The sequence below is a fragment of the Kribbella sp. NPDC050124 genome, from assembly GCF_044460355.1.
GTDB lineage: Bacteria > Actinomycetota > Actinomycetes > Propionibacteriales > Kribbellaceae > Kribbella.
The window spans coordinates 1,073,223-1,093,339 of record NZ_JBITJU010000001.1 but is presented as its reverse complement, the minus strand read 5'-3'; the positions used below and the strand labels follow the sequence as shown (position 1 = coordinate 1,093,339).

Below are 20,117 nucleotides of genomic sequence, written 5' to 3'. Positions count from 1 at the left end.
AATCACCCATTACCTGCCGGTGCCTTCAGCATGTCCAACTCGCGGCGGGCGGCCGGGATGCCGAGCACCACCGGGGTGCTCGCCTTCCGCTGGCCGAGGTTCCAGCCGGCCCAGATCGCACCGGCGTCCAGGGCGACCACGACGTCGGCCTGGTCGATCGTCGCCATCACGTCCCGGCGACTCAGCACCCGGCCCCAGTAGGTCTTCCCCAGATCCTTGCTGGCCCGGTTCCCGCGCAGGAACTTCACCGGCGCCGAGGTCTTAATTGCCTTAGGCAACATCCGCCCGGCAACCTTGCGGGCCTTCCGGTAGCGCCAGGCAGCAGCCTTGACAACCCGCTTGGCGCCGGTCGGCCGCGGCTTCGCCGCAGCCGCCGGAGTGGTGGGGGCAGCATCGGCAGGGACCTCAGCTGCGGCCGGAGCGACTTCGGCGTTGCCGACAACAGCTTCCGGCTCGGCGACTGCCTCGGGGGCGATGACTGCGTCGGGGGCTTCTTCCGTCGGGTCGACAACCGGCTCCGGCTCGGGAGCGGCGGGCATGCGGCCGGGACCGATGAGGGTGAAGGAGTTGACCTTCTCGGCCACCCAGCCGCCCGGCGCGACCCAGCCGACGACGTCGAGGACGACGTTCGGGTCACCGAGGTCCTCGCGGACGGTGTCGAAGTACGCCGGAGGCAGCCGGCGGGTGCTCAGCAGTACGACGTTCTTCACGCCCGGACTCCCTTCACGGCAGCGGCCAGCGACTCGATCCGCGGGTCCAGCTGCAGGTCCCGCCGGTAGGACGCGCCGAACTCGCGCGCCTTGGCCCGGATCCCCTCGTCCGCCGTCCGGGCAGCGTGCGCGGCCTCGGTCAGCGCGGCCGCGATCGCCTCCGGGGTGACGTCCGCCACCGGGAACCACAACGGGTGCCCGCGCAGCACGTCGGACGCCGCGTTCTCCGGGTCGTGCACCGACACGATCGGCAACCCGGTCGCGAGGTACTCGAACACCTTGCCGCTGGTCACGTACCGGCCCTTGCCCAGCATCAGCAGCTGGACGTCGAACTCGTCGTACGCCTTGGCGATCTCCGCCTTGCCGACCGGGCCCTCGTAGCTGACCCCGTCGTCGTTGGCGTTGTTGATGGTCGCGAGCATGTCGGCGCGCGGCTGGGCGTAGTACCCGAGGTAGCCGTGGATCTTCGCCTTCGCGCCGGCCAGCTCCTCCGACGACGACCGGGCGATCTGCCAGCCCTCGACGAACTCGGCCAGCGGCACCTTCGGCGACACCGTGCCGACGTACCCGAACACCAGCGGGCGGTCCGTCACGGCGCCGCGGTCGTCGGTGTCCGGCACCAGGTCCGGGTCGAAGCCGTTGGCAACGGTGTGCATCTTCGCGGCGTGCGCCGGGTAGAGCTGCTCGTGCCAGTCCTTGATCGGGTCGTTCACGAACCAGACCTCGCGCGCGGACTCGACCAGCTTCTTCTCCCACTTGGCCGCCCGGCTGTTCGGCTCGTGCAGCCGGTCACCGGTGAAGACGTCCAGCAGCCAGGCGTCGCGGTAGTCCATCACGTACGGCACGCCGTGCTTCTGGTTCAGCCGGTACGCGGCGGTGAACGCGACGTGCGGGTTCGCGGTGGCGACGGTCAGGTCGACCTTGTGCGCGGCGTGGATCCGCTCCGCGGCCTTCTCGATGATCGAGCGCCACGGCCCGTACCCGGTCTCCGGGAACGGGATCTGGTCCTGCTTGGTGCGCCACTTGCTCCACAGCTTCGGGTTCGCGGCGCGGCGCTTGGACCACTTGCGCAGGTCGGCTTCCAGGATCGGCCACTCGAACGGGACCCGGACGACCTCGACGGACGGGTCGACCCGCTCCTCGAGGGTCAGGTCGGCGCCGGTGAACCGGTGGAAGGTCTCACGTTCGGCCGTCAGCACGGTCACCTTCCAGCCGAGCGCGGCGAACCGGTTGGCCGTGGCCAGGGCCCGGTAGACACCGCCGCCCCGGCAGGGCGGGAAGCCCCAGGCGACGTACAGCAGATGTGGGCGGTCGGTCATGCCCTTCCTCTCAGGCAAGTTCAGCCTCGTAGCAAGTCGAGAATCGCGTCGGCCAGTTCGTCGTACGGCGTGGTCGTGGGCAGATGGCCGGCCGCCCACTGCAGCGCGTGGTCGCGCAGTTTCTCCAGCTCGCCGGGATCCGCGGACCAGCGCCGCAGGGTCTCGGCCGCCTCCGGCACCGAGTCCACCAGTACTCCGCCACCGGACTCCTCGATCACCCTGGACTGCCGCGGCAGCCGGGTGGACAGCACGGGAAGGCCGCTGGCGAGGTACTCGTAGATCTTGGACGGCATCGCTTCCACGAAGGCCGGAGTCGGCTGCAGCATGGCCAGGCCGGCCCAGGCGCCCTGGGTGAGCCGCCACGAGTCGGCCGGTGGCTGGCGCCCGTGCAGCCGGACCCGGCCGGCCAGATCGGGCTGCCCGATCCGGGCTTCGAGCTGGTCCCGGTCCGAGGGTGCGACCGGGCCGATCAGGTCGAGTGACCAGTCCGCCGCGGCGGCGACGGTCTCGACCATGTCGAACAGACCCCGGCTGGCCCGCAGGTCCCCGACGTACACGGCCCGCGGCGTGCCGGACGGCGGTGTCGGGGCCAGGAACGGGACGTAGGGGAGGTTCTGGACGACCAGCCGCCGCTTGGCCTCGTGCGGAGCGAGGTGCGAGTCCGCGACGACGGTCAGGTCGGCGCGGGCGGCCAGCTTGGAGCTGGCCCGGACGATCAGCCGGGCCGGCAGCCCGGCCGGCCCCTTCGCCCAGGCCCGGTCGGCGAGCAGCCGGCCGTAGTCCTCGTGCACGTCGGCGACCATCTTGCGGCGCCGCACGGTGGTGACCAGGCGGGTGACCGGGATCATGTCCGGGTCGACCGTCATCACCACCTTGGCCTTGGTCCGCCACGGCAGCACCGCGGTCCGGGCCAGCCGCTGGACCAGGTTGCCGCGCGGACCGGCGTGCACGGACGCGCCGGACGGCCCGCCCTCGGCCTCACCCAGGCCCCAGAGCTCGACACTGAGCTGCCGGCGCTGCAGGGCCGCGGTGATCTTGTGCAGGCGCGCGTCCGCCACGTCGTGACCGGTCGTGATGATCCCCACGTCCGGCGCCGTGCTGCGTGCCATCGGTCAGAGGTCCTCGAGTGAGACGGATTCCGCTTCGCCGACCTGCAGGAACTTGGTGTACGCCGCAATCACCTCGTCCGGCTGCCCGCGCATCATCAGCTTGCCCTTGTGCAGCCAGATGCAGTCGTTGCAGAGTTCGCGGACGCTGCTCATCGCGTGGCTGACCAGGAACATGGTCCGGCTGTTGGTGACCAGGTCCTGCATCTTGGCCGCGGCCTTGGTCTTGAACTTCGCGTCACCGGCGGACAGCGCCTCGTCGATCAGCAGGATGTCCGGGTCCATGTGCACCGCGACGGAGAACGCCAGCCGGCTGAACATGCCGGACGAGTACGTCCGCATCGGCATCTCCATGAAGTCACCGAGCTCGGCGAACTCGGCGATCTCCTCGTACCGGGCCTGGATCTCCTTGCGGCTCAGGCCGGCGGCCAGGCCGCCCAGGACGACGTTCTCGCGGCCGGACAGCGCCGCGTTGAAGCCGACGCCGAGGGACAGCAGGGTGGAGACCCGGCCGTGCACCTCGATCCGGCCGCTGGTCGGCGGCAGGATGCCGGCGATCGAGCGCATCAGCGTCGACTTGCCGGCGCCGTTCGCGCCGATGATGCCGATCGTGGTGCCGTGGTCGACGTCGAAGGACACGTTCTGCACGGCCTTGACCTCGCGCACGGCCCGCTCGCCGCGGCCGAACCGGACGATCGCGCTCTTGAACGTGGGCACCCGCTCGAACGTGGTCCGGTAGGTGATGGACACATCCTGCACCTTGACGGCCGGCATGCCCGACGGGGTCTTCTGCATCGGCTTCTTCTCGGTCTCAGAGACGGACAACGAACTCACGCTCCCTCGACATGAAGAACAACGAGCCGATCACGAACGCAGCGACAGCCCAGAACGCCGCGCCGATCCACATCATCTTGTCCGGGATGTCACCGCGGACCAGCAGGTCGGTCCAGCCGCCGATCAGCGAGTACAGCGGGTTGTACTGGATGAAGCCCCTGAACTTCTCCGGCGCCTGCTCGGCGAACCAGAGCACCGGGGACAGGTACAGCCAGATCCGCACGAAGTACGGCAGGAAGCTGGTGGTGTCGCGGAAGTACACCTGCAGGGCGGCGAAGATCATGCCCATCCCGGCCGCGAAGACCGTCAGCATGGCCAGGAACGTCGGGGCCAGCAGCATCTCCCACTTCAGGGGTTGCCGCATCACCACGTGGATGACCAGGTACACGATCAGGGTCGGCAGGAAGCGGAAGAACGCCGTACGGACTGCGGACAGGGGCAGCAGCATCCGCGGGAACGACATGTTCATCAGCAGCTTGCCGCCGCCGACCACGCTGGCCGCACCGGCGGTCATCGCACCGGAGAAGTAGTAGAAGGCGAACAGCCCGCCGCACATGTGGGCGAACCGCTCCGAGGCGTCCACCTTCGAGCTACCGCCGGCGATGATGTCGACCAGCAGGTAGTACACCGCGGCCAGCAGCAGCGGGTTCAGGACCAGCCACACCTGACCGAAGAAGGTGTTGGTGTTGGCCGCCCGGATGTTCGTCCGGGACATCTCGGCCGCGAACTCCCGGCGCTGCCACAGCGCCTTGAAGTAAGGACGCAGCGCCGGCAGGCCGACCTTGTGCGGTTCGTACACGTGCACCGACGGGTTGAACTCCTCGTCGACGCTAGTCGCGTTCATTCAGGCGACGCCTCTCTCTGCCCGGTATCCGACTGGGGCTCGGCGGCTGCCGCCCGGTACGACGGCGGGCCACGCAGACCGGGAAGCAGAGTAGCGGATCGGCGTCAATACCGACGACACAGTGGTCCTCCATAGTGAGCAACGACGTACAGACGGCTACCAACGTCGTGCCCGGCAGCGACGCGCCGACTTCCGGCTCCGCCGTGGTCGCCCTCGCCGATCGTTATCTGGAATATACATTTGACGCCCTCGGACGGCCAAAACGCCTTCCACAGCACGAAAAATCGCGGTCAATTCGGCTGCGGCCGGGACGGTGTTCAGAGATACGACGTCCGCCGTACGCCGGAAGTTCGGAGCGCCGGCGTGACGTGGCCCACCGCGCGTGTGAACTGTGCGGGCTGCTGTTACCGGTGGGACCCCAGGGGGCGCTTCCTGGCCGGGGCGAGCCGGGCGGGGCACGTCGTGTCCCCGCTCCCCATGGACAGCCTCACCATCCACGGAGCTCCGCTCAGCACCTCCCTGGGGTCCACCCTGGATCCGGGGGCCTGCCCGCCATGGGCGGAAGCGGGCCTGGCACACACCGGATCGACGGGCACGATGACCAGGGCGGCGGTCATCGCACCATGGGCCTGTCCCCACATCCCCTGCAGTCGCGAGCAGGTGCTCGGTGGTGTGGCTCGGCGTGCTGGGGCGAAGGTCTCGATGCGGAGCATTGTGGCCTTTGCACCAGTGCGGCGAGGTGCGCCGCCGAGTGCCGCGCAGCACGCAGGGGATGTGGGGACAGGCCCAAGGCCGGCGGAGGAGGACTGGTGCGAACTCACACCGGGGACGGCAGCACCGAAGCGAGCGGCGGCGGGATGCAGAACCGGTCGCATCGGACTCTCCTCCTCATCGGCCTCACGATGGAGATGCACAGTTTGTACACCCTCCAGCACAGCCGGTGATGGCACGGAAGTGCGAGGGCACCGATGCGCCGGGATCGAGACCCAACCGAAACGGGCTCCGCTGACGTGACAGCGAACTCGGGCCAGAATTGGAACAGCAGCCCGGCGGCGCTCAGGTGGTCCGTCGCCGGGCTGCTGGACCTCAATTCTCGCTCACGACTGCGCAGAAATGGTGGCCAGATGGTGACACGGCACAAGAATGCTGACAGGACAACAAATATCGCTGGGTGCATACACCTCACCACGGACAGTGCATACTGCGCTGGCCGTAGCCTTGACCGGACCCCTTTACCCTGGAGGGGCGGTAGCGGACAGTGACAGCACTCGGAAGGGAGGGAAGGGTTGTGAGCACCACCGACACGGAGCGTGCCGACCACCTACGCGTCCTCGGACTCAGCGACGACGAGATCAAGGTCTACCAGCACCTGCTGCGGACCGGCCCGTCGTCGATCACCGAACTGGACGACGCGGTGCCCGACCGCGAGGCCACCATCGACGCGACCCTCGGCGGGCTGGTCCAGGCCGGCCTGGCCCGGCGGTCCGGCTCGGACCACTCCCGCTACCTCCCGGTGCCACCGGACGCCGGCCTCGAGGCGATGACGCTGCGCCGGGAGTCCGAGCTGAAACAGGCCCGGATCGAGGTCCTGAACGCGTACGACGAGTTCCGCCGGACCGTGCACAACGAGTCGACCACGCACCTGATCGAGGTCGTCACCGGAGCCGCGATCGTGGAGCGGATCCGGCAGATCAAGGGCGGCGCGCAGCGCGAGATCCTGGCCATCGACTCCCCGCCGTACTACATCGGCGGCCCGAACCAGGAGGAGATCGACCACCTCAAGCGCGGGGTCTCCTACCGGGTGGTGTACTCCCCGGAGTCGGTCGAGGTGCCGGGCTACCTGACCGAGAACATCCTGCCGTGCGTGGAGGCCGGTGAGCAGGCCCGGGTGCTGCCCGACGTACCGGCTAAGCTGACCATCATCGACGGCTCGATCGCGTTCGTGTCGATGTCGGTGCGCGACACCGACGTGAACCGGTCACTGCTGATCATCCGGCCGAGCAGCCTGCTCACCGCGCTGATCGGCATGTTCGAGCTGTGCTGGCGCAACGCGCTGCCGCTGCACGCCTCGGTCGGCGCCGAGGACGACCGGCTGGAGCCGATCGAGCGTCGCCTGCTGGCGCTGCTCGCGACCGGCGCCGCCGACGACACGATCGCGCGCACGCTCGGCATCAGCCGCCGTACCTTCTTCCGCTACCTCGAACGGCTGATGAACCGCACCGGCGCCAGCACCCGCTTCCAGCTCGCCCTGCACGCGGCCCGGGAGAACTGGCTCTAACCCGTTGCCCAGCACAACAAAGGGCTCCCGGCGATCGCCGGGAGCCCTTTGTTCCAACGTTTTCAGGACGCCGCGGTGGTGAACTCCTTGGCCACGACCTCGGCGATCTGAGCGGTGTTCAGGGCCGCGCCCTTGCGCAGGTTGTCACCGCAGACGAACAGCTCGAGGGCGTTCGGGTCGTCCAGCGACTTGCGGATCCGGCCGACCCAGGTCGGGTCGGTGCCGACCACGTCGGCCGGGGTCGGGAACTCGCCCTCGGCCGGGTTGTCGAACAGCAGCACCCCCGGCGCGTCCCGCAGTACCTCCCGGGCCTCGTCGGCGTCCACCTCGTGGGCGAACCGGGCGTGGACCGACAGCGAGTGGGTGGTGATCACCGGCACCCGGACGCAGGTCGCGGACACCTTCAGGCTCGGCAGGCCGAGGATCTTGCGCGACTCGTTGCGGACCTTCAGTTCCTCCGACGACCAGCCCTCGTCCTTCAGCGAGCCGGCCCACGGTACGACGTTCAGCGCCAGCGGAGCCGGGAACGGGCCGAGCGCGTTGCCGATCACCCGCCGCACGTCACCCGGCGTGGTACCCAGGTCGCGATTGCCGGCCACCTTCATCAGCTGGTCGTAGAGCGCGTCGATGCCGTCCTGCCCGGCGCCGGAGGCAGCCTGGTACGACGCCACCACCAGCTGCTCGAGCTCGTAGCGGTGGTGCAGCGCGCCCATCGCCACGATCATCGACAGCGTCGTGCAGTTCGGGTTCGAGATGATGCCCTTCGGCCGGTTCCGGGCCGCCTCGGCGTTCACCTCGGGCACCACCAGCGGCACGTCGTCGTCCATCCGGAACGCGCCGGAGTTGTCCACCACGACGGCGCCCTTGGCAGCCGCGATCGGGGCCCAGTGCGCGGACACGTCGTCCGGTACGTCGAACATCGCCACGTCGATGCCCTCGAAGGCGGACTCGCTGATCGCGACGACCTCGACCTCCTCGCCGCGGACCTTGAGTTTCTTGCCTGCGGAGCGCTCGGACGCGATCAGCCGGATCTCTCCCCACACGTTCTCGCGGGTGGAGAGCAGGGCCAGCATCACCGTCCCGACGGCGCCGGTGGCGCCGACCACCGCCAGCGAGGGCAGGCCCGTCCGGTCGTCGGTCTGGTTGTCCAAAGCGCTCACAGGGGTCACCGTCCAGTTCCTCCGTACACGACAGCTTGGGTGTGCTCGTCGTCCAGGTCGAATGCAGTGTGCGCCGCGGTCACGGCGGCGTCCACCAGGTTCTCGTCCACGACCACCGAGATCCGGATCTCCGAGGTGGAGATCATCTCGATGTTCACGCCGGCGTCGGCCAGCGCGGAGAAGAATTTCGCGGACACGCCCGGGTGCGAGCGCATTCCGACACCGACCACCGAGACCTTGCCGATCTGGTCGTCGTACAGCAGCTGCTCGTAGCCGACCTCGTCCTTCATCCGCGCCAGCGCGGACATCGCCCGGGCGCCGTCGGCGCGGGGCAGCGTGAACGAGATGTCGGTGCGGTTGGTGGCGACCGCCGACACGTTCTGCACGATCATGTCGATGTTGGTCTCGGCGCCGGCGACCGTCTCGAAGATCCGGGCGGCCTCACCGGGCTTGTCGGGCACACCGACCACGGTGATCTTGGCCTCGCCGCGGTCGTGGGCCACGCCGGAGATGATCGCCTGTTCCATCTGATTCAGTTCCTTCGCATCGACGACCCAGGTGCCTTCCTTCTGCGAGAAGGAGGAGCGCACATGGACAGGGACGTTGTAGCGCCGCGCGTACTCCACGCAGCGCAGGTGCAGCACCTTCGCGCCGCAGGCGGCCATCTCGAGCATCTCCTCGTAGGAGATCTTCGGGATCTGCTTCGCGGCCGGCACGATCCGCGGGTCCGCGGTGAAGATGCCGTCCACGTCGGTGTAGATCTCGCAGTAGTCCGCCTCCAGCGCGGCGGCCAGCGCGACTGCGGTGGTGTCGGAGGCGCCGCGGCCCATCGTGGTGATGTCCTTGGTGTCCTGGGCGACGCCCTGGAACCCGGCCACGATCGCGATGTGGCCCTCGCCGAGGGCCTCCTCGATCCGGCCCGGCGTGATGTCGATGATGCGCGCGTTGCCGTGCGCCGAGGTGGTGATCACGCCGGCCTGCGAGCCGGTGAACGAGCGGCCTTCGTAGCCCAGGTTCGCGATCGCCATCGCCAGCAGGGCGGCCGAGATCCGCTCGCCCGAGGTGAGCAGCATGTCCAGCTCGCGCGGCGGCGGCAGCGGGGAGACCTGCTGGGCCAGGTCCATCAGCTCGTCGGTGGTGTCGCCCATGGCCGAAATAACCACCACGACGTCGTTCCCGGCCTTCTTCGTCGCGACGATCCGTTGGGCCACGCGCTTGATGCTTTCGGCGTCGGCGACCGAAGAACCGCCGTACTTGTGCACGACGCGTCCCACAGGTGTGTCTCCTCAAACCACTGGTTGCGGTACGCCGTGCGGCGTTGCACCAGGCGTAGTCTCGGGCCTCATTCTAGCCGTGACTCGTTCGTTGCCTACCCGTTGACCAGCAGCCGGGCCGACCGTCCGGCCGATCGTCGGGGCGCCGGAAGGTTCCACGGCGACGCTCCGGAGCGGCCGGAAACCGTCCGGTCTGCCCCGGGCCTTGTTCATATAAGTCATCACTGAAATACTCGGTCCGTGCACGCGTTCGACATCCTCGGCGACCCGGTCCGGCGCCGGATCCTGGAGCTGCTGGCCGAGGGCGAGCTGCCGGCCGGCAGTATCGCCGCCACCATCGGCGACGAGTTCGGGATCAGCCAGCCGGCCGTCTCCCAGCACCTCAAGGTGCTGCGCGACAACGGCTTCGCCACCGTCACGATCGACGGCACCCGGCGGTTGTACGCCGTCGACCCCGGACCGCTGCGCGAGATCGACAGCTGGCTGGACCGGTACCGCAAGTTCTGGATCAACCGACTCGACGCCCTGGAGACCGAGATCCACCGGGGCCGCCGGTAACCTTCGGGTCGGCCGGCGCATCTGGGTAAGTAAGGAGACCCAGAGGAGCAGTGGATGCGCAATATCGTGGCCAGGCTGTGGATGTCGGAGGACGGCATCGTGGACCGGCCGGAGTACTGGCTTCCGGAGCCCAGTCTTGATCGGCTGGTGACCGGCGCCGAGACGGTGTTGCTCGGGCGGAGCACGTTCGAGCAGTACGCCGCGTCTGTGGCGCGGTTCCACGATGCCGCCGTACCGCTGGACCGGGTGCGCAAGCTGGTGATCGCGTCCCGGCCGGTGATCGCGCGACCGCACACCGAGGTGTTGCAGGGTGACCCGCACCGGGTGCTGCGCGCACTGAAGCACGTGCCGGGCGCCGACCTGCACGTGGTGGGCAGCGTGAAGCTGGTCCGGTCGCTGCTGCGGTGGCGGTTGCTCGACGAGGTGTCCCTGCTCATCCAACCGGTCCAGGCCGGCTTCGGCTCGCCTCTGTTCCCGGACCGGCGTGCGCTGCGGCTGATCTCGATGTGTGCGAGTGACTCCGGCGCGCTGGAGGCCAACTACCGCGTGGACTACGCAGCGATCGCGACCTCTTCCACGTCGGCCTCGGCCGGACGGTGGGGCGGGACGTGGAGCACCGACAGCGTGGCCAGGAGCGCGAGCACGGCCATCAGGACCCACGCGTAGCGGACGCCGAAGGCCTCGACCACGGCGCCGGCGACGGCCGAACCGACCGCGGCGCCGATCATGCCGCCGCTGATCATCCAGCCGAAGATCTCGGTCCGTGCCGAGGCCGGCGTCATCACGCCGAGCCGTTCGTAGATCGCCCCGACGGTCGGGGCGATCAGGCACCCTGCCGCGAACAGCATCAGCGCGAGCGCGACCACGGACGACGTGGCGAAGACGCAACCGGTGACGAGCACCGTCATCGCGAGCATCCGGCGCCAGACGTACGAGTTGCGCCGCCCGGGCAGCGCGCCGCCGACCAGTCCGCCGATCAGGCTGCCGAGCGCGGCGACCGTTTCGAGTACGCCGGCGATCAGCCGGTTGCCGTGCTCGTCGGCGAACGCGACGATGCCGAGCGACATCGATGCGAAGCCCGTCACCAGGCACGCGAAGGCGAGGAGCAGCCCGAACCGGTAGCGATGGAACACGAGCTGCCGAGCAGTCGGCCGAGGCTCGTCGCTTTCCTCATGATGCGTGCCCGGCCGCTGCTTGAGGCCGAACCACCAGATGGCCCCGGCGGCCGTGACGGCACAGGCCAGCAGACCAGCACGCGGGCTGGCGAAGCTGACGATCACCGCGCCGAGCATGGGGCCGACGACGAACAGAAGCTCCTGCGCGGTCGCGTCGAGCGCGTAGATCGCCCGCAGCCGCGCGCCCTGGACCAGCCGCGGCCAGCTGGCCCGCAGCGCCGAGGTGACCGGCGCGACGAACATCCCGGCCAGGGCGGCGGCGATCGGCAGCGCCCGGTACCAGCTGTCCGGCAGCAGGGCGACCACGGCCATCAGGACACCCCACGCCATCCCGGTACCGATCACCACCCAGCGGGCGCCCTTGCGGTCCGCCCTGCGCGACCACACGACGCTGGCCAGCGCCGTACCGACGGAGTAGGCGCCGGCCACCACACCGGCCCAGCCGAAGTTGCCGGCGGCATCTTTGGCCAGGTAGGCCAGCGGGACCATCGTCGCCATCACCGGCATCCGCGCGATCAGGGCCGACGCCAGCAGCGCCATCACCCCGTGGGTCTTCCAGAGATCGCGGTACGCCGTCAGGTCCATGACGGGCATTCTGTCCTGACAAACCGGTTCGGCGCCTCGGGAATTCTCCCTATCCGGACAGCCTGCGGGTATGCGAACATATGTTCGTGTCGAACGGTACGGCGAGCATCCTGCATGCCGACCTGGACGCCTTCTACGCGTCGGTCGAGCAGCGGGACGACCCGCGCCTGCGCGGCCGCCCGGTGATCGTCGGCGCCGGCGTGGTGCTGGCCTGCAGCTACGAGGCCAAGGCGTACGGCGTCCGGACCGCGATGAACGGTGGACAGGCGCTGCGCCGCTGCCCCGGCGCGATCGTGGTCGACCCGCGGATGTCGGCGTACTCCGAAGCCAGCAAGGCCGTGTTCAAGGTCTTCGAGAACACCACGCCGCTGGTCGAGGGGCTGTCGATCGACGAGGCGTTCCTCGACGTCGGTGGGCTGCGGAAGATCTCCGGGACGCCGCTGGAGATCGCGCAGCGGCTGCGGGCGGACGTGCTGTCGCAGGTGGGGCTGCCGATCACGGTCGGGGTGGCGCGGACGAAGTTCCTGGCCAAGGTGGCGAGCGGGGTCGCGAAGCCGGACGGGCTGCTCGAGGTGCAGCCGGAGCGGGAGCTGGAGTTCCTGCATCCACTGGACGTCGAGCGGCTCTGGGGTGTCGGCGAGGTGACTGCGGAGAAGCTGCGGACCCGCGGGCTGACCAAGGTCGGTGACGTCGCGATGCTGCCCGAGGCCGCGCTGGTGGCGATGCTCGGGCGGGCCTCGGGGCGGCATCTGCATGCGCTGGCCCACAACCGCGACCCACGGCCGATCGAGGTCGGTCGGCGGCGGCGGTCGATCGGTTCGCAACGCGCGCTGGGTCGGTCGCCGAAGTCGCCGGCGACGTTGGATGCCGTGCTGGCCGGGTTGGTGGACCGGGTCACGCGACGGATGCGGACGGCGGGGCGGGCCGGGCGGACGGTCACCCTGCGGCTGCGGTTCGACGACTTCAGCCGGGCGACCCGGTCGCATACTTTGCCCCAGGCAACCGATCAGACGCGGGCGATCCTAGTCACCGCGCGGGCGTTGCTGTCGGCGGCCCGGCCGCTGATCACCGCGCAGGGGATCACGATGATCGGCATCTCGGTCGGCAACCTGGAGAACGAGGCGGCCATGCAACTCGCCCTGCCGTTCGACAAGGCGTCGAACGACGAGCTCGACTCGGCGCTGGACTCGGTCAAGGACAAGTTCGGCACGAACGCGATCACCCGCGGGATATTGCTCGGCCGCGACCAGGGGCTGACGGTGCCGATGCTGCCGGACTAGTACGAGTTGTCGTGCAGGCGACCGGCGTACCAGTTGAGGGCTGCTTGGAGCTCGTTGAGCTGGTGGGCGCGGTGTTTGGCGGTGCGTTCGTGGGCGACGGGGTAGAGCTTGACGCCGCCGTGGTGCCGGCGACGTGGGGTCGGCAGGGTGCTTTGGTGCGCGGCGTCCAGCCAGGCGATCAGCCAGGGTCGTTTGAGGTCCCCGACCAGGCGGAGGCGGGTCACGGCAGACCAGGGCACGGCGGCTTGCTGGTAGCCGCGCTCGACCGAGAGCCCTTCTGGAGTCAGCCGGAGCACGACGCGACGCCGGACCACCAACCGCCAACTCCGAACCGCAAAATACAGACTGATCGCAGACACGGTCGTCCCGATGACGGCCGCCGCTGGATCCTGCGCTGCACTCTGCCGCGGCCAGAACCCGAGCACGAGCAGCGTGGTCAGCAGCGCGATAACCACAGGTCGCGTTCTGGTGGTCGAGAAGGTAGCCCCGGTCCGCGCTGGCGTGAGCGGCCCCGCCACGTGCTGCACCGGCGCGGACTGCCCTGCCGCTTGATGCCCCGGCACCGCTTGGTGCACCGCGGCTGGGGACTGCCCCGGCGGCACCTGCCCCGCCGACGCCTCTTGCCCCGGCCACGTCGGCTGCGTGGATGCGGCCGACTCCGGGAGGAGTTTGGTGGGGTTCGCGATCGTCGGAGTGGGTGGGGTTAGTAGTGCGGTGTTCGCCGGGGAGCCGACGGCGTGCAGGAGCTGTTGTGGGGTTGGGCGGTGGGCGGGATCTCGTGCGAGGCAACGTCGTACGAGATCGTGCAGGGGCTCGGGTAGCGGTGGGATGTGTGGTTGCTCGTGGACGATTCGGTGCAGCAGCGACGCCGGGTTGCCGGTTGCGAACGGGCCACGGCCGGACGCCGCGAACACCAGTACGGCGCCCAGCGCAAACATGTCGCTCGACGGCGCGATCGCCGAACCCGTGATCTGCTCAGGCGACAGATAGCCCGGCGTACCGATCACCACCCCGGTCGCCGTCAGGCTCGCGTCCTCCAGCGCGCGGGCGATGCCGAAGTCGATCACCCGCGGACCGTTGTCGGTGAGGACGATGTTCGACGGCTTGAGATCACGATGGATCAACCCACACGCGTGGATCGCGACCAGCGCCTCGGCCAGCCCGCCCGCGAGTGAGCGAACCCCGCCGGGCGTCAACGGACCGGACGTGTCGATCGCCTTCTGCAGCGTCGGTCCCGGCAGGTACTCGGTCGCGAGCCACGGACGCTCCGCGTCCGGATCGGCGTCGACGACCGCCGCCGTGAACGCGCCACTGACCCGGCGAGCAGCCTCGATCTCGCGGGCGAACCGGGCCCGGAACCCGTCGTCGCCGGCGAGTTCGTCGCGGACCACCTTGACCGCGACCAAGCGACCGCCGGGCGACCGCGCCAGGTACACCGCACCCATCGCACCACGGCCGAGCCGGGCCTCGATCGCGAACGACCCGATCGTCGCCGGATCCCCTGGGTGCGTTGTCATCGGGGAGTCAGGCTAACCCGGGTTCAGGAGCGCGGGTAGCCGATCTCGGCGATCCCTTCGGCGAGGTCCTGCAACCGGCGTCCGCGGTTGAGCGACGTCACGACGTACTCGGTGAGTGGCATCAGTGCGTACACGTGCCGGACCGGCTCGAGGTCGAGGGCCACCTCGTAGTAGTCCTCGGCGAACGTCAGGTACGCCTCGGGGCGACCGTCCGCGAGCACCTCGAACAGCTCGTCGGCGCCGTCCTTCTCGACCCCTTCGACCGGGCCACAGCGCCACTCGCTGTCGTCCGCCGTACGCCAGAACGCGACCGTCGCCCGCGGCACACCCGCCGGATCCCGGAACGCCCGGTCGTCCCGAGCGCCGTGGAACACCTCCGGCACCCCGTCGACCAATCCCGGCCAGGTCCGCATCCCGTTCACGTACAGGGACATCGGCGACTCGTGGTCGAACCCGTACCCGAACGCGCCGTCCGCCGAGAACACGATCGAGTACTCGTTCCCCGACCCGTCCCTCATCAACGCCGCCTCTTCCGTCGCCGACCACCGCGCGTCGAACGAGAAGTGGTTCAGGTCGTCGAGGTCGTTCAGGACCAGGTCCAGCACCGCGAGCGCCCGGCTGACCCGCCTGGTGGTGTGCAGGTCGGGCAGCCGCGGCAGCAGCTCATAAACAGACACCGCCCCATCCAACCGCTCCTAGACCAGCTCGTCGACCCACCGCCGCCCGTACCCGATGATCGCCGCTCGGAGCCCACGCAACTTCCGACTGCGCCGCACCACCGACTGCCCGTGCCCGACCGGAAAGAGCAGGTAGGCCCCGTCCCGCCGCCGCGCTGCCGGCACGCCACTCTGCACCTGGCCGGGATCGAGCCAAGCCACCACCCATGGCCGCCGCAGGTCCCCGTCGATCCGGATCTGGCCGACCGCGTGCCAGGGCACACTCAGCTCGCGACCGCTTCGCTTGACGGTCAGCCCCGCAGTCGTCAACCGCAGCTCAGCTGGTCGCCGAAGGACGAGCCGCCAGTTGCGCACCGCTGTGACCAGGCAGACCACGCCCACCAGGTTCAGGAACAGCGCGACCTCGAGAGTCTCCCGGTCGTACGAGAACCCGCGGGGCAGCAGCGCGTAGGCGAGCAACGCGGTGATCACTCCGACAACGACCGGGCGTCGCCGGGTAGTGGTGAAGGATGCGCCGACATCCAATTGTTCTTGCACACAGGCCTCCTGACCGGGATGGAGCCCTCAACGTAGTTGCTGAGGACCCCTCGCGGGCCGGTCAGGAGCTGGCCTGTGGATAACTCTCGTCAGCGGCGCTGGACGGCTTCTTCGGCGACCTCGACGAGCTCGCGGTCGGTGGCCTCGGTCTCGGCGTCGTGGGCCGGCTCGAGCCGGTCGTGCGCGATCAGCGACTGGATGGCCCGCAGTACGGCGCTCGCCGCGGCGCCCCACGTGGACACGTAGGAGAACTGCCACCACCACAGCGCCTCGATGATCCGGCCGTCCTCATAGTGCGCGAGACCGTGCACCAGGTCGGTGGCGATCGCGGTGAGGTCGTCGGACAACCGGTTCACGGTGATCTCGGGCGGGGCGGCGTACGGGTCGAAGACCTCGGCGTACTCGTCCAGGCCCTCGAACAGCACCGCCAGCCGGTCCCGCATCGCGTCCAGGTCCGGGTCCGGGCCGGCGTCGCTCTCGAAGCGCTCCTCCGGCACGAAGTCCTCGAACGCGCCCAGCCGGCCGCCGGCGAGCAGCAACTGGCTCACCTCGAGCAGCAGGTACGGCAGCGAGGCGAGCCCCTCGTCGACGCCGTCCTCGTCCGGCTGCGCCGCGATGTCGCGCACCGAGATCAGGAAGCTTCGCACCTGGTCGGCGATCTGCTCGGCGAACTCGGTGAGGTCCTCGGAGTCCGTGCCCAGCGCGCGTTCTGCAATATCGGTTGGTTCAGTCATCGATCGATCGTCGCCCTTCAAACGCCCGTCCGAGGGTGACCTCGTCGGCGTACTCGAGATCACCGCCTACTGGAAGTCCACTAGCCAAACGGGTGACGCGCAACCCCATGGGCCGGAGCAACCGGCTCAGGTAGGTGGCGGTCGCCTCACCCTCCAGGTTCGGGTCGGTGGCGAGAATGATCTCGGTCACCTCACCACTGGCCAGCCGCTGCATCAGCTCCTTGATCCGCAGCTCGTCCGGCCCGATCCCCTCGATCGGCGAGATCGCCCCGCCGAGCACGTGGTAGCGGCCGCGGAACTCGCGGGTCCGCTCGATCGCGACCACGTCCTTGGCCTCCTCGACCACGCAGATCAGGCTCAGGTCGCGGCGCCGGTCCCGGCAGATCCGGCACTGCGTGTCCTCCGCGACGTTGCCGCAGATCTCGCAGAACTTGACCTTCTCCTTCACCTGCACGAGCACGTGCGCGAGTCGTCGCACGTCGGTCTCGTCGGCAGCGAGCAGGTGGAACGCGATGCGCTGTGCGGACTTCGGACCGACGCCGGGCAACCGGCCGAGCTCGTCGATGAGGTCCTGTACGGCCCCCTCGTACACGTCAGCCCGAGTCCCGACCGGAAAGCCCGGCCCCGCCACCCGGGTTCACGAACCCGACCCCACCGGCACCCGCGCCCGGCCCAGCGCCGGGCGCACCGGAGCTCTCGCCGGCGCTCACGCCGCTCGTGCTGTCCGCCGCGCTGGAGCCACTCGCGCTGTCTGCGGCGCTGGATCCGCTCGCGCTCGGCCCGTCTGCTCTTGAGCCGTCCGGACCGGAGTCGTCCTCATCCGGGGTGTCTGCGGCGATCGTCGGACCTCCGCCGGTGATGCTCCCACCCGGCGCTGCACCCGGCAGCGTGAAACCGGCCGGCGCGGACGACCCACCGCCGAAGCCGGGCCCCTCGGACCCGAAGCCCGGGATCCCGCCGGCCAGCGGGCCCATCGCCTGGGCCGCGATCTGCTTCGCGTTCTCCGAGGCGTCCCGGACGGCGGCGACGACCAGGTCGGCCAGCGTCTCGGTGTCGTCCGGATCGACGGCCTCCGGCTTGATGTTCAGGCTGAGCAGCTCACCGGTCCCGGACACCAGCGCGGTCACCAGCCCACCACCGGCCGAGCCCTCGATCTCCTGGCTCTCCAGGTTGGCCTGGGCTTCCATCAGCTGGTTCTGCATCGCCTGCGCCTGCGCGAGCAGGTCGGACATGTCGAAGCCGCCAGCACCGCCACCGTCGAACACCGCGATCTCCTCGTCGAGCCGCTACCTGTTACCGAGCCTCAACCCTATCCGGTCCCCCGGACAACCCCACCCACGAACCAGAAACCGACCAGTCTCCCCAGGTTGTCCACAACCCTGTGAACAACGTTATCCACACCCCTGTGGATGCTGTGGAAGCCCCTCCCTGAATCCCCCGGGCGCGTGTGGGCGGGGTTGTGGACTAGGGCACTTCCCAACCGGACGGGGCGATGTAGTCGGTGTACCAGGTGGTCAGTTCCACAAGCGGGCGGAGGGACTTGCGGATCTGGTTGACGTCGGTGGTGTCGAGGGGCTTCTCGGCGTACACGGCGCGACGGCGGAGGAGGTCGGCTCTGGGGTGATCGGGTGCGAACTGGGCCGGCACGCGGCGGCTGATCGGGCCGGTCACGTCGTACCCATTCCGGCCGAGCCGCTTCACGACCGCGGCCAGCTCACCGCCACTGGGCTCCGCGTCCACCATCTGCCGGAACAGCGCCACCTGATCACCGGCAGGGCTCGCTGAGCCCCCACCGAGCGCGAACCCATCGAGGTCGAACGTGAACGTGATCCGGATCCGGCGCGCGATCCACCACGTCGCGCGAGAGGACTGCCACCCAGCCGCGTGCCCGGACAGACCACTCAGCCAGAACGTCCCGAACTCGCCCGTCTCGTTGAGCTCGTCGCACAACAGCTGCAACGGCCCACGGACATGCCGCTCCAGGTCGTCCCGATGCGTCTCCAACTGCGCCGGCCCCGGATCCCCTTCGAGATCGACCAGTACGTCGTACGCCGCGTCAGTCCACCCTTGAAACGCCATACCCCGCAATCTGCCACCGCCCACCGACAATCCACTGTGCCCCGATGAACTGCCGCTGGGCGCGACGGGTGACGACCTCGGTCAGCTCCAAGGCCGCTCCGCCGGGGTTAGGTACGGCGCGTGCCGCGCCCGGCCAGACGCCCGTCCGTCTCCCCCGCCTTCTTCGCCTCCTGCGGCACACCTCCGGAATTGGTGGCCTTGAGCAAGTACTGGATGCCTTTCATCCCGTCCGGCAGTACGAGTGCCGGGGTCTTCATCCGCAGGTCCGTCGTCGTCTTCCTCCTGCAGTACAAGGCGCCGCTGTCACATCGGCGCGGTCTCACGGGTCAGTCCATTGACCCCTCAACCGACGAAGGAACGTGACCAATGAGCCAAGGCGAGTTTCCCGAACCGCTGCCCGCCGAGCAGGTGCTGATGCTTCGATTCGAGAAGCACCGTGAGCATTTGCGTGCGGTCGCGCAGCGGATCCTCGGCTCGGCGACTGAGGCCGACGACGCCGTACAGGAAACCTGGTTGCGGCTCCATCGCACCGACACGTCCACGGTGGAGGATCTCGGCGCCTGGCTGACGACGGTGGTCGGGCGCGTCTGCCTCACCATGCTGCGCGACCGGGGCAGGCTCCGCGAGGAACCGTTGCCGTCCTACCAGCCCGCTTCGCTTTCCGCTGTGGATGACGCGGACCCCGAGGCCGAGGCCATGCTGGCGGATTCGATCGGCGTCGCGTTGGTCGAGGTCCTGGAGACTCTTGCGCCGGCGGAGCGGCTGGCATTCGTTCTGCACGATCTGTTCGAGGTGCCGTTCGACGACATCGCGCCTGTCGTCGGCCGCACTCCGACCGCTACCCGGCAGCTGGCCAGCCGGGCCCGGCGCCGGATCCGTGGTGCGCCGTCCGCACCGGCAGCGGCCGATCGGGCGGTCGTCGATGCGTTCCTGGCTGCGGCTCGGGGTGGCGATCTCGAGACGCTGGTCCGGCTGCTGGATCCGGACGTGGTAGTTCACACGTACGGCGCGCTTCGGCCGGCCGGTGTTGTCGAAGGCGCGCGGGCGGTGGCCGAGGGTGCTGCGACCTGTGCTCGGCTGGCCGAAGTCACTCGACCGGCGCTGCTCAACGGCGCGCTCGGTGCGGTGGCTCTCACCCAGCATGTGCCAACATCGGCCGTACTCTTCACGGTCGCGGCGGACCGGGTCACGGCGCTCGACATCCTCACCGACCCCGCCCTGCTGGACGGCGTCGCGATCACATACCTCGACGAGGCCTAGGGCGTATCTCCCTATCCCCACCCCGCGCCATTTGATGGGGTACCCCCTGAGCTTGCTCCTCCTCCGATGAAATTCGAGCTGAGGAGGAGCCATTTGATGGGGTGCCCCATGAAATGGTCACATGGGGGCGGCGGTGGGGTGGGGTGGGACTAATTGGGTTCCTCGGTGATGATCTGGGCGCCGAGGGTTT

22 protein-coding genes are annotated in these 20,117 nt (G+C 69.3%); 6 read left to right on the top strand and 16 right to left on the bottom strand.

The window, feature by feature from the left end:
• Nucleotides 1-2: 2 nt before the first annotated feature.
• From ACIBL3_RS05555 to ACIBL3_RS05535, 5 genes are read right to left on the bottom strand one after another with little or no spacing between them, the layout of a single operon-like run.
• Nucleotides 3-710, bottom strand: coding sequence for a hypothetical protein (locus tag ACIBL3_RS05555; RefSeq protein ID WP_396351959.1), 708 nt, complete (start codon nucleotides 708-710; stop codon nucleotides 3-5).
• Nucleotides 707-2,029: a glycosyltransferase gene (locus ACIBL3_RS05550; protein WP_396351958.1), complete on the bottom strand. Its 1,323-nt coding sequence runs from the start codon at nucleotides 2,027-2,029 to the stop codon at nucleotides 707-709. The genes ACIBL3_RS05555 and ACIBL3_RS05550 overlap by 4 nt, the downstream gene beginning before the upstream one ends.
• 20 nt (nucleotides 2,030-2,049) lie before the next feature.
• Nucleotides 2,050-3,138 carry a glycosyltransferase gene (locus ACIBL3_RS05545; RefSeq protein WP_396351957.1) on the bottom strand — a complete coding sequence of 363 codons (1,089 nt, stop codon included), beginning with the start codon at nucleotides 3,136-3,138 and terminating at the stop codon, nucleotides 2,050-2,052.
• A 3-nt stretch (nucleotides 3,139-3,141) separates the two neighbouring features.
• Nucleotides 3,142-3,960 carry an ABC transporter ATP-binding protein gene (locus ACIBL3_RS05540; RefSeq protein ID WP_396351956.1) on the bottom strand — a complete coding sequence of 273 codons (819 nt, stop codon included), beginning with the start codon at nucleotides 3,958-3,960 and terminating at the stop codon, nucleotides 3,142-3,144.
• Nucleotides 3,947-4,813: an ABC transporter permease gene (locus tag ACIBL3_RS05535; protein WP_396351955.1), complete on the bottom strand. Its 867-nt coding sequence runs from the start codon at nucleotides 4,811-4,813 to the stop codon at nucleotides 3,947-3,949. The genes ACIBL3_RS05540 and ACIBL3_RS05535 overlap by 14 nt, the downstream gene beginning before the upstream one ends.
• A gap of 809 nt (nucleotides 4,814-5,622) precedes the next feature.
• Between ACIBL3_RS05535 and ACIBL3_RS05530 the strand changes: the two genes are divergently transcribed.
• Both ACIBL3_RS05530 and ACIBL3_RS05525 read left to right on the top strand, forming a co-directional pair.
• Nucleotides 5,623-5,757 carry a hypothetical protein gene (locus ACIBL3_RS05530; protein WP_396351954.1) on the top strand — a complete coding sequence of 45 codons (135 nt, stop codon included), beginning with the start codon at nucleotides 5,623-5,625 and terminating at the stop codon, nucleotides 5,755-5,757.
• A 344-nt stretch (nucleotides 5,758-6,101) separates the two neighbouring features.
• Complete coding sequence (locus ACIBL3_RS05525; RefSeq protein ID WP_396351953.1) at nucleotides 6,102-7,091, top strand: helix-turn-helix domain-containing protein; 990 nt, start codon at nucleotides 6,102-6,104, stop codon at nucleotides 7,089-7,091.
• A 62-nt stretch (nucleotides 7,092-7,153) separates the two neighbouring features.
• Here the strand turns inward: ACIBL3_RS05525 and ACIBL3_RS05520 are convergent, their stop codons facing one another.
• Both ACIBL3_RS05520 and ACIBL3_RS05515 read right to left on the bottom strand, forming a co-directional pair.
• Nucleotides 7,154-8,251, bottom strand: coding sequence for an aspartate-semialdehyde dehydrogenase (locus ACIBL3_RS05520; RefSeq protein WP_396351952.1), 1,098 nt, complete (start codon nucleotides 8,249-8,251; stop codon nucleotides 7,154-7,156).
• Nucleotides 8,252-8,256: 5 nt separating this feature from the next.
• Nucleotides 8,257-9,525: an aspartate kinase gene (locus ACIBL3_RS05515; protein ID WP_360519098.1), complete on the bottom strand. Its 1,269-nt coding sequence runs from the start codon at nucleotides 9,523-9,525 to the stop codon at nucleotides 8,257-8,259.
• A gap of 240 nt (nucleotides 9,526-9,765) precedes the next feature.
• Between ACIBL3_RS05515 and ACIBL3_RS05510 the strand changes: the two genes are divergently transcribed.
• A complete protein-coding gene (locus ACIBL3_RS05510; RefSeq protein ID WP_396351951.1) occupies nucleotides 9,766-10,083 on the top strand; it encodes an ArsR/SmtB family transcription factor in 318 nt (105 codons plus the stop codon).
• A 54-nt stretch (nucleotides 10,084-10,137) separates the two neighbouring features.
• A complete protein-coding gene (locus tag ACIBL3_RS05505; RefSeq protein ID WP_396351950.1) occupies nucleotides 10,138-10,749 on the top strand; it encodes a dihydrofolate reductase family protein in 612 nt (203 codons plus the stop codon).
• Here the strand turns inward: ACIBL3_RS05505 and ACIBL3_RS05500 are convergent.
• The gene (locus ACIBL3_RS05500) at nucleotides 10,635-11,843 is read right to left on the bottom strand and encodes an MFS transporter (protein ID WP_396351949.1); all 1,209 of its coding nucleotides are present in this window, start codon (nucleotides 11,841-11,843) and stop codon (nucleotides 10,635-10,637) included. The two genes, ACIBL3_RS05505 and ACIBL3_RS05500, sit on opposite strands and share 115 nt — an antisense overlap.
• An 80-nt stretch (nucleotides 11,844-11,923) precedes the next feature.
• Between ACIBL3_RS05500 and dinB the strand changes: the two genes are divergently transcribed.
• Nucleotides 11,924-13,123, top strand: coding sequence for a DNA polymerase IV (gene dinB, locus ACIBL3_RS05495; RefSeq protein ID WP_396351948.1), 1,200 nt, complete (start codon nucleotides 11,924-11,926; stop codon nucleotides 13,121-13,123).
• Here dinB and ACIBL3_RS05490 read toward each other — a convergent pair.
• The 8 genes from ACIBL3_RS05490 to ACIBL3_RS05455 all read right to left on the bottom strand — a co-directional run bounded on the left by ACIBL3_RS05490 (nucleotide 13,120) and on the right by ACIBL3_RS05455 (nucleotide 18,924).
• Nucleotides 13,120-14,640 carry a protein kinase gene (locus ACIBL3_RS05490; protein ID WP_396351947.1) on the bottom strand — a complete coding sequence of 507 codons (1,521 nt, stop codon included), beginning with the start codon at nucleotides 14,638-14,640 and terminating at the stop codon, nucleotides 13,120-13,122. The two genes, dinB and ACIBL3_RS05490, sit on opposite strands and share 4 nt — an antisense overlap.
• Nucleotides 14,641-14,663: 23 nt before the next feature.
• The gene (locus ACIBL3_RS05485; protein WP_396351946.1) at nucleotides 14,664-15,317 is read right to left on the bottom strand and encodes a hypothetical protein; all 654 of its coding nucleotides are present in this window, start codon (nucleotides 15,315-15,317) and stop codon (nucleotides 14,664-14,666) included.
• Nucleotides 15,318-15,335: 18 nt separating this feature from the next.
• Nucleotides 15,336-15,854, bottom strand: coding sequence for a hypothetical protein (locus ACIBL3_RS05480; RefSeq protein ID WP_396351945.1), 519 nt, complete (start codon nucleotides 15,852-15,854; stop codon nucleotides 15,336-15,338).
• An 89-nt stretch (nucleotides 15,855-15,943) separates the two neighbouring features.
• On the bottom strand, nucleotides 15,944-16,588 hold the full coding sequence (locus tag ACIBL3_RS05475; RefSeq protein ID WP_396351944.1) for a DUF5063 domain-containing protein: 645 nt from the start codon (nucleotides 16,586-16,588) through the stop codon (nucleotides 15,944-15,946).
• Entirely contained in the window at nucleotides 16,581-17,180 is a 600-nt protein-coding gene (recR, locus tag ACIBL3_RS05470) for a recombination mediator RecR (protein ID WP_396351943.1), read from the bottom strand. The genes ACIBL3_RS05475 and recR overlap by 8 nt, the downstream gene beginning before the upstream one ends.
• Before the next feature lies 1 nt (nucleotide 17,181).
• Nucleotides 17,182-17,853, bottom strand: a complete 672-nt coding sequence (locus ACIBL3_RS05465) for a YbaB/EbfC family nucleoid-associated protein (RefSeq protein ID WP_396351942.1) — start codon at nucleotides 17,851-17,853, stop codon at nucleotides 17,182-17,184.
• Nucleotides 17,854-18,052: 199 nt separating this feature from the next.
• Complete coding sequence (locus ACIBL3_RS05460) at nucleotides 18,053-18,667, bottom strand: DUF2461 family protein (protein WP_396351941.1); 615 nt, start codon at nucleotides 18,665-18,667, stop codon at nucleotides 18,053-18,055.
• 107 nt (nucleotides 18,668-18,774) lie between these two features.
• Nucleotides 18,775-18,924, bottom strand: coding sequence for a hypothetical protein (locus ACIBL3_RS05455; protein ID WP_396351940.1), 150 nt, complete (start codon nucleotides 18,922-18,924; stop codon nucleotides 18,775-18,777).
• A gap of 109 nt (nucleotides 18,925-19,033) precedes the next feature.
• On the opposite strand from ACIBL3_RS05455, the gene ACIBL3_RS05450 reads away from it, so the two are divergent.
• A complete protein-coding gene (locus ACIBL3_RS05450; RefSeq protein ID WP_396351939.1) occupies nucleotides 19,034-19,927 on the top strand; it encodes a sigma-70 family RNA polymerase sigma factor in 894 nt (297 codons plus the stop codon).
• Nucleotides 19,928-20,117: the final 190 nt, after the last annotated feature.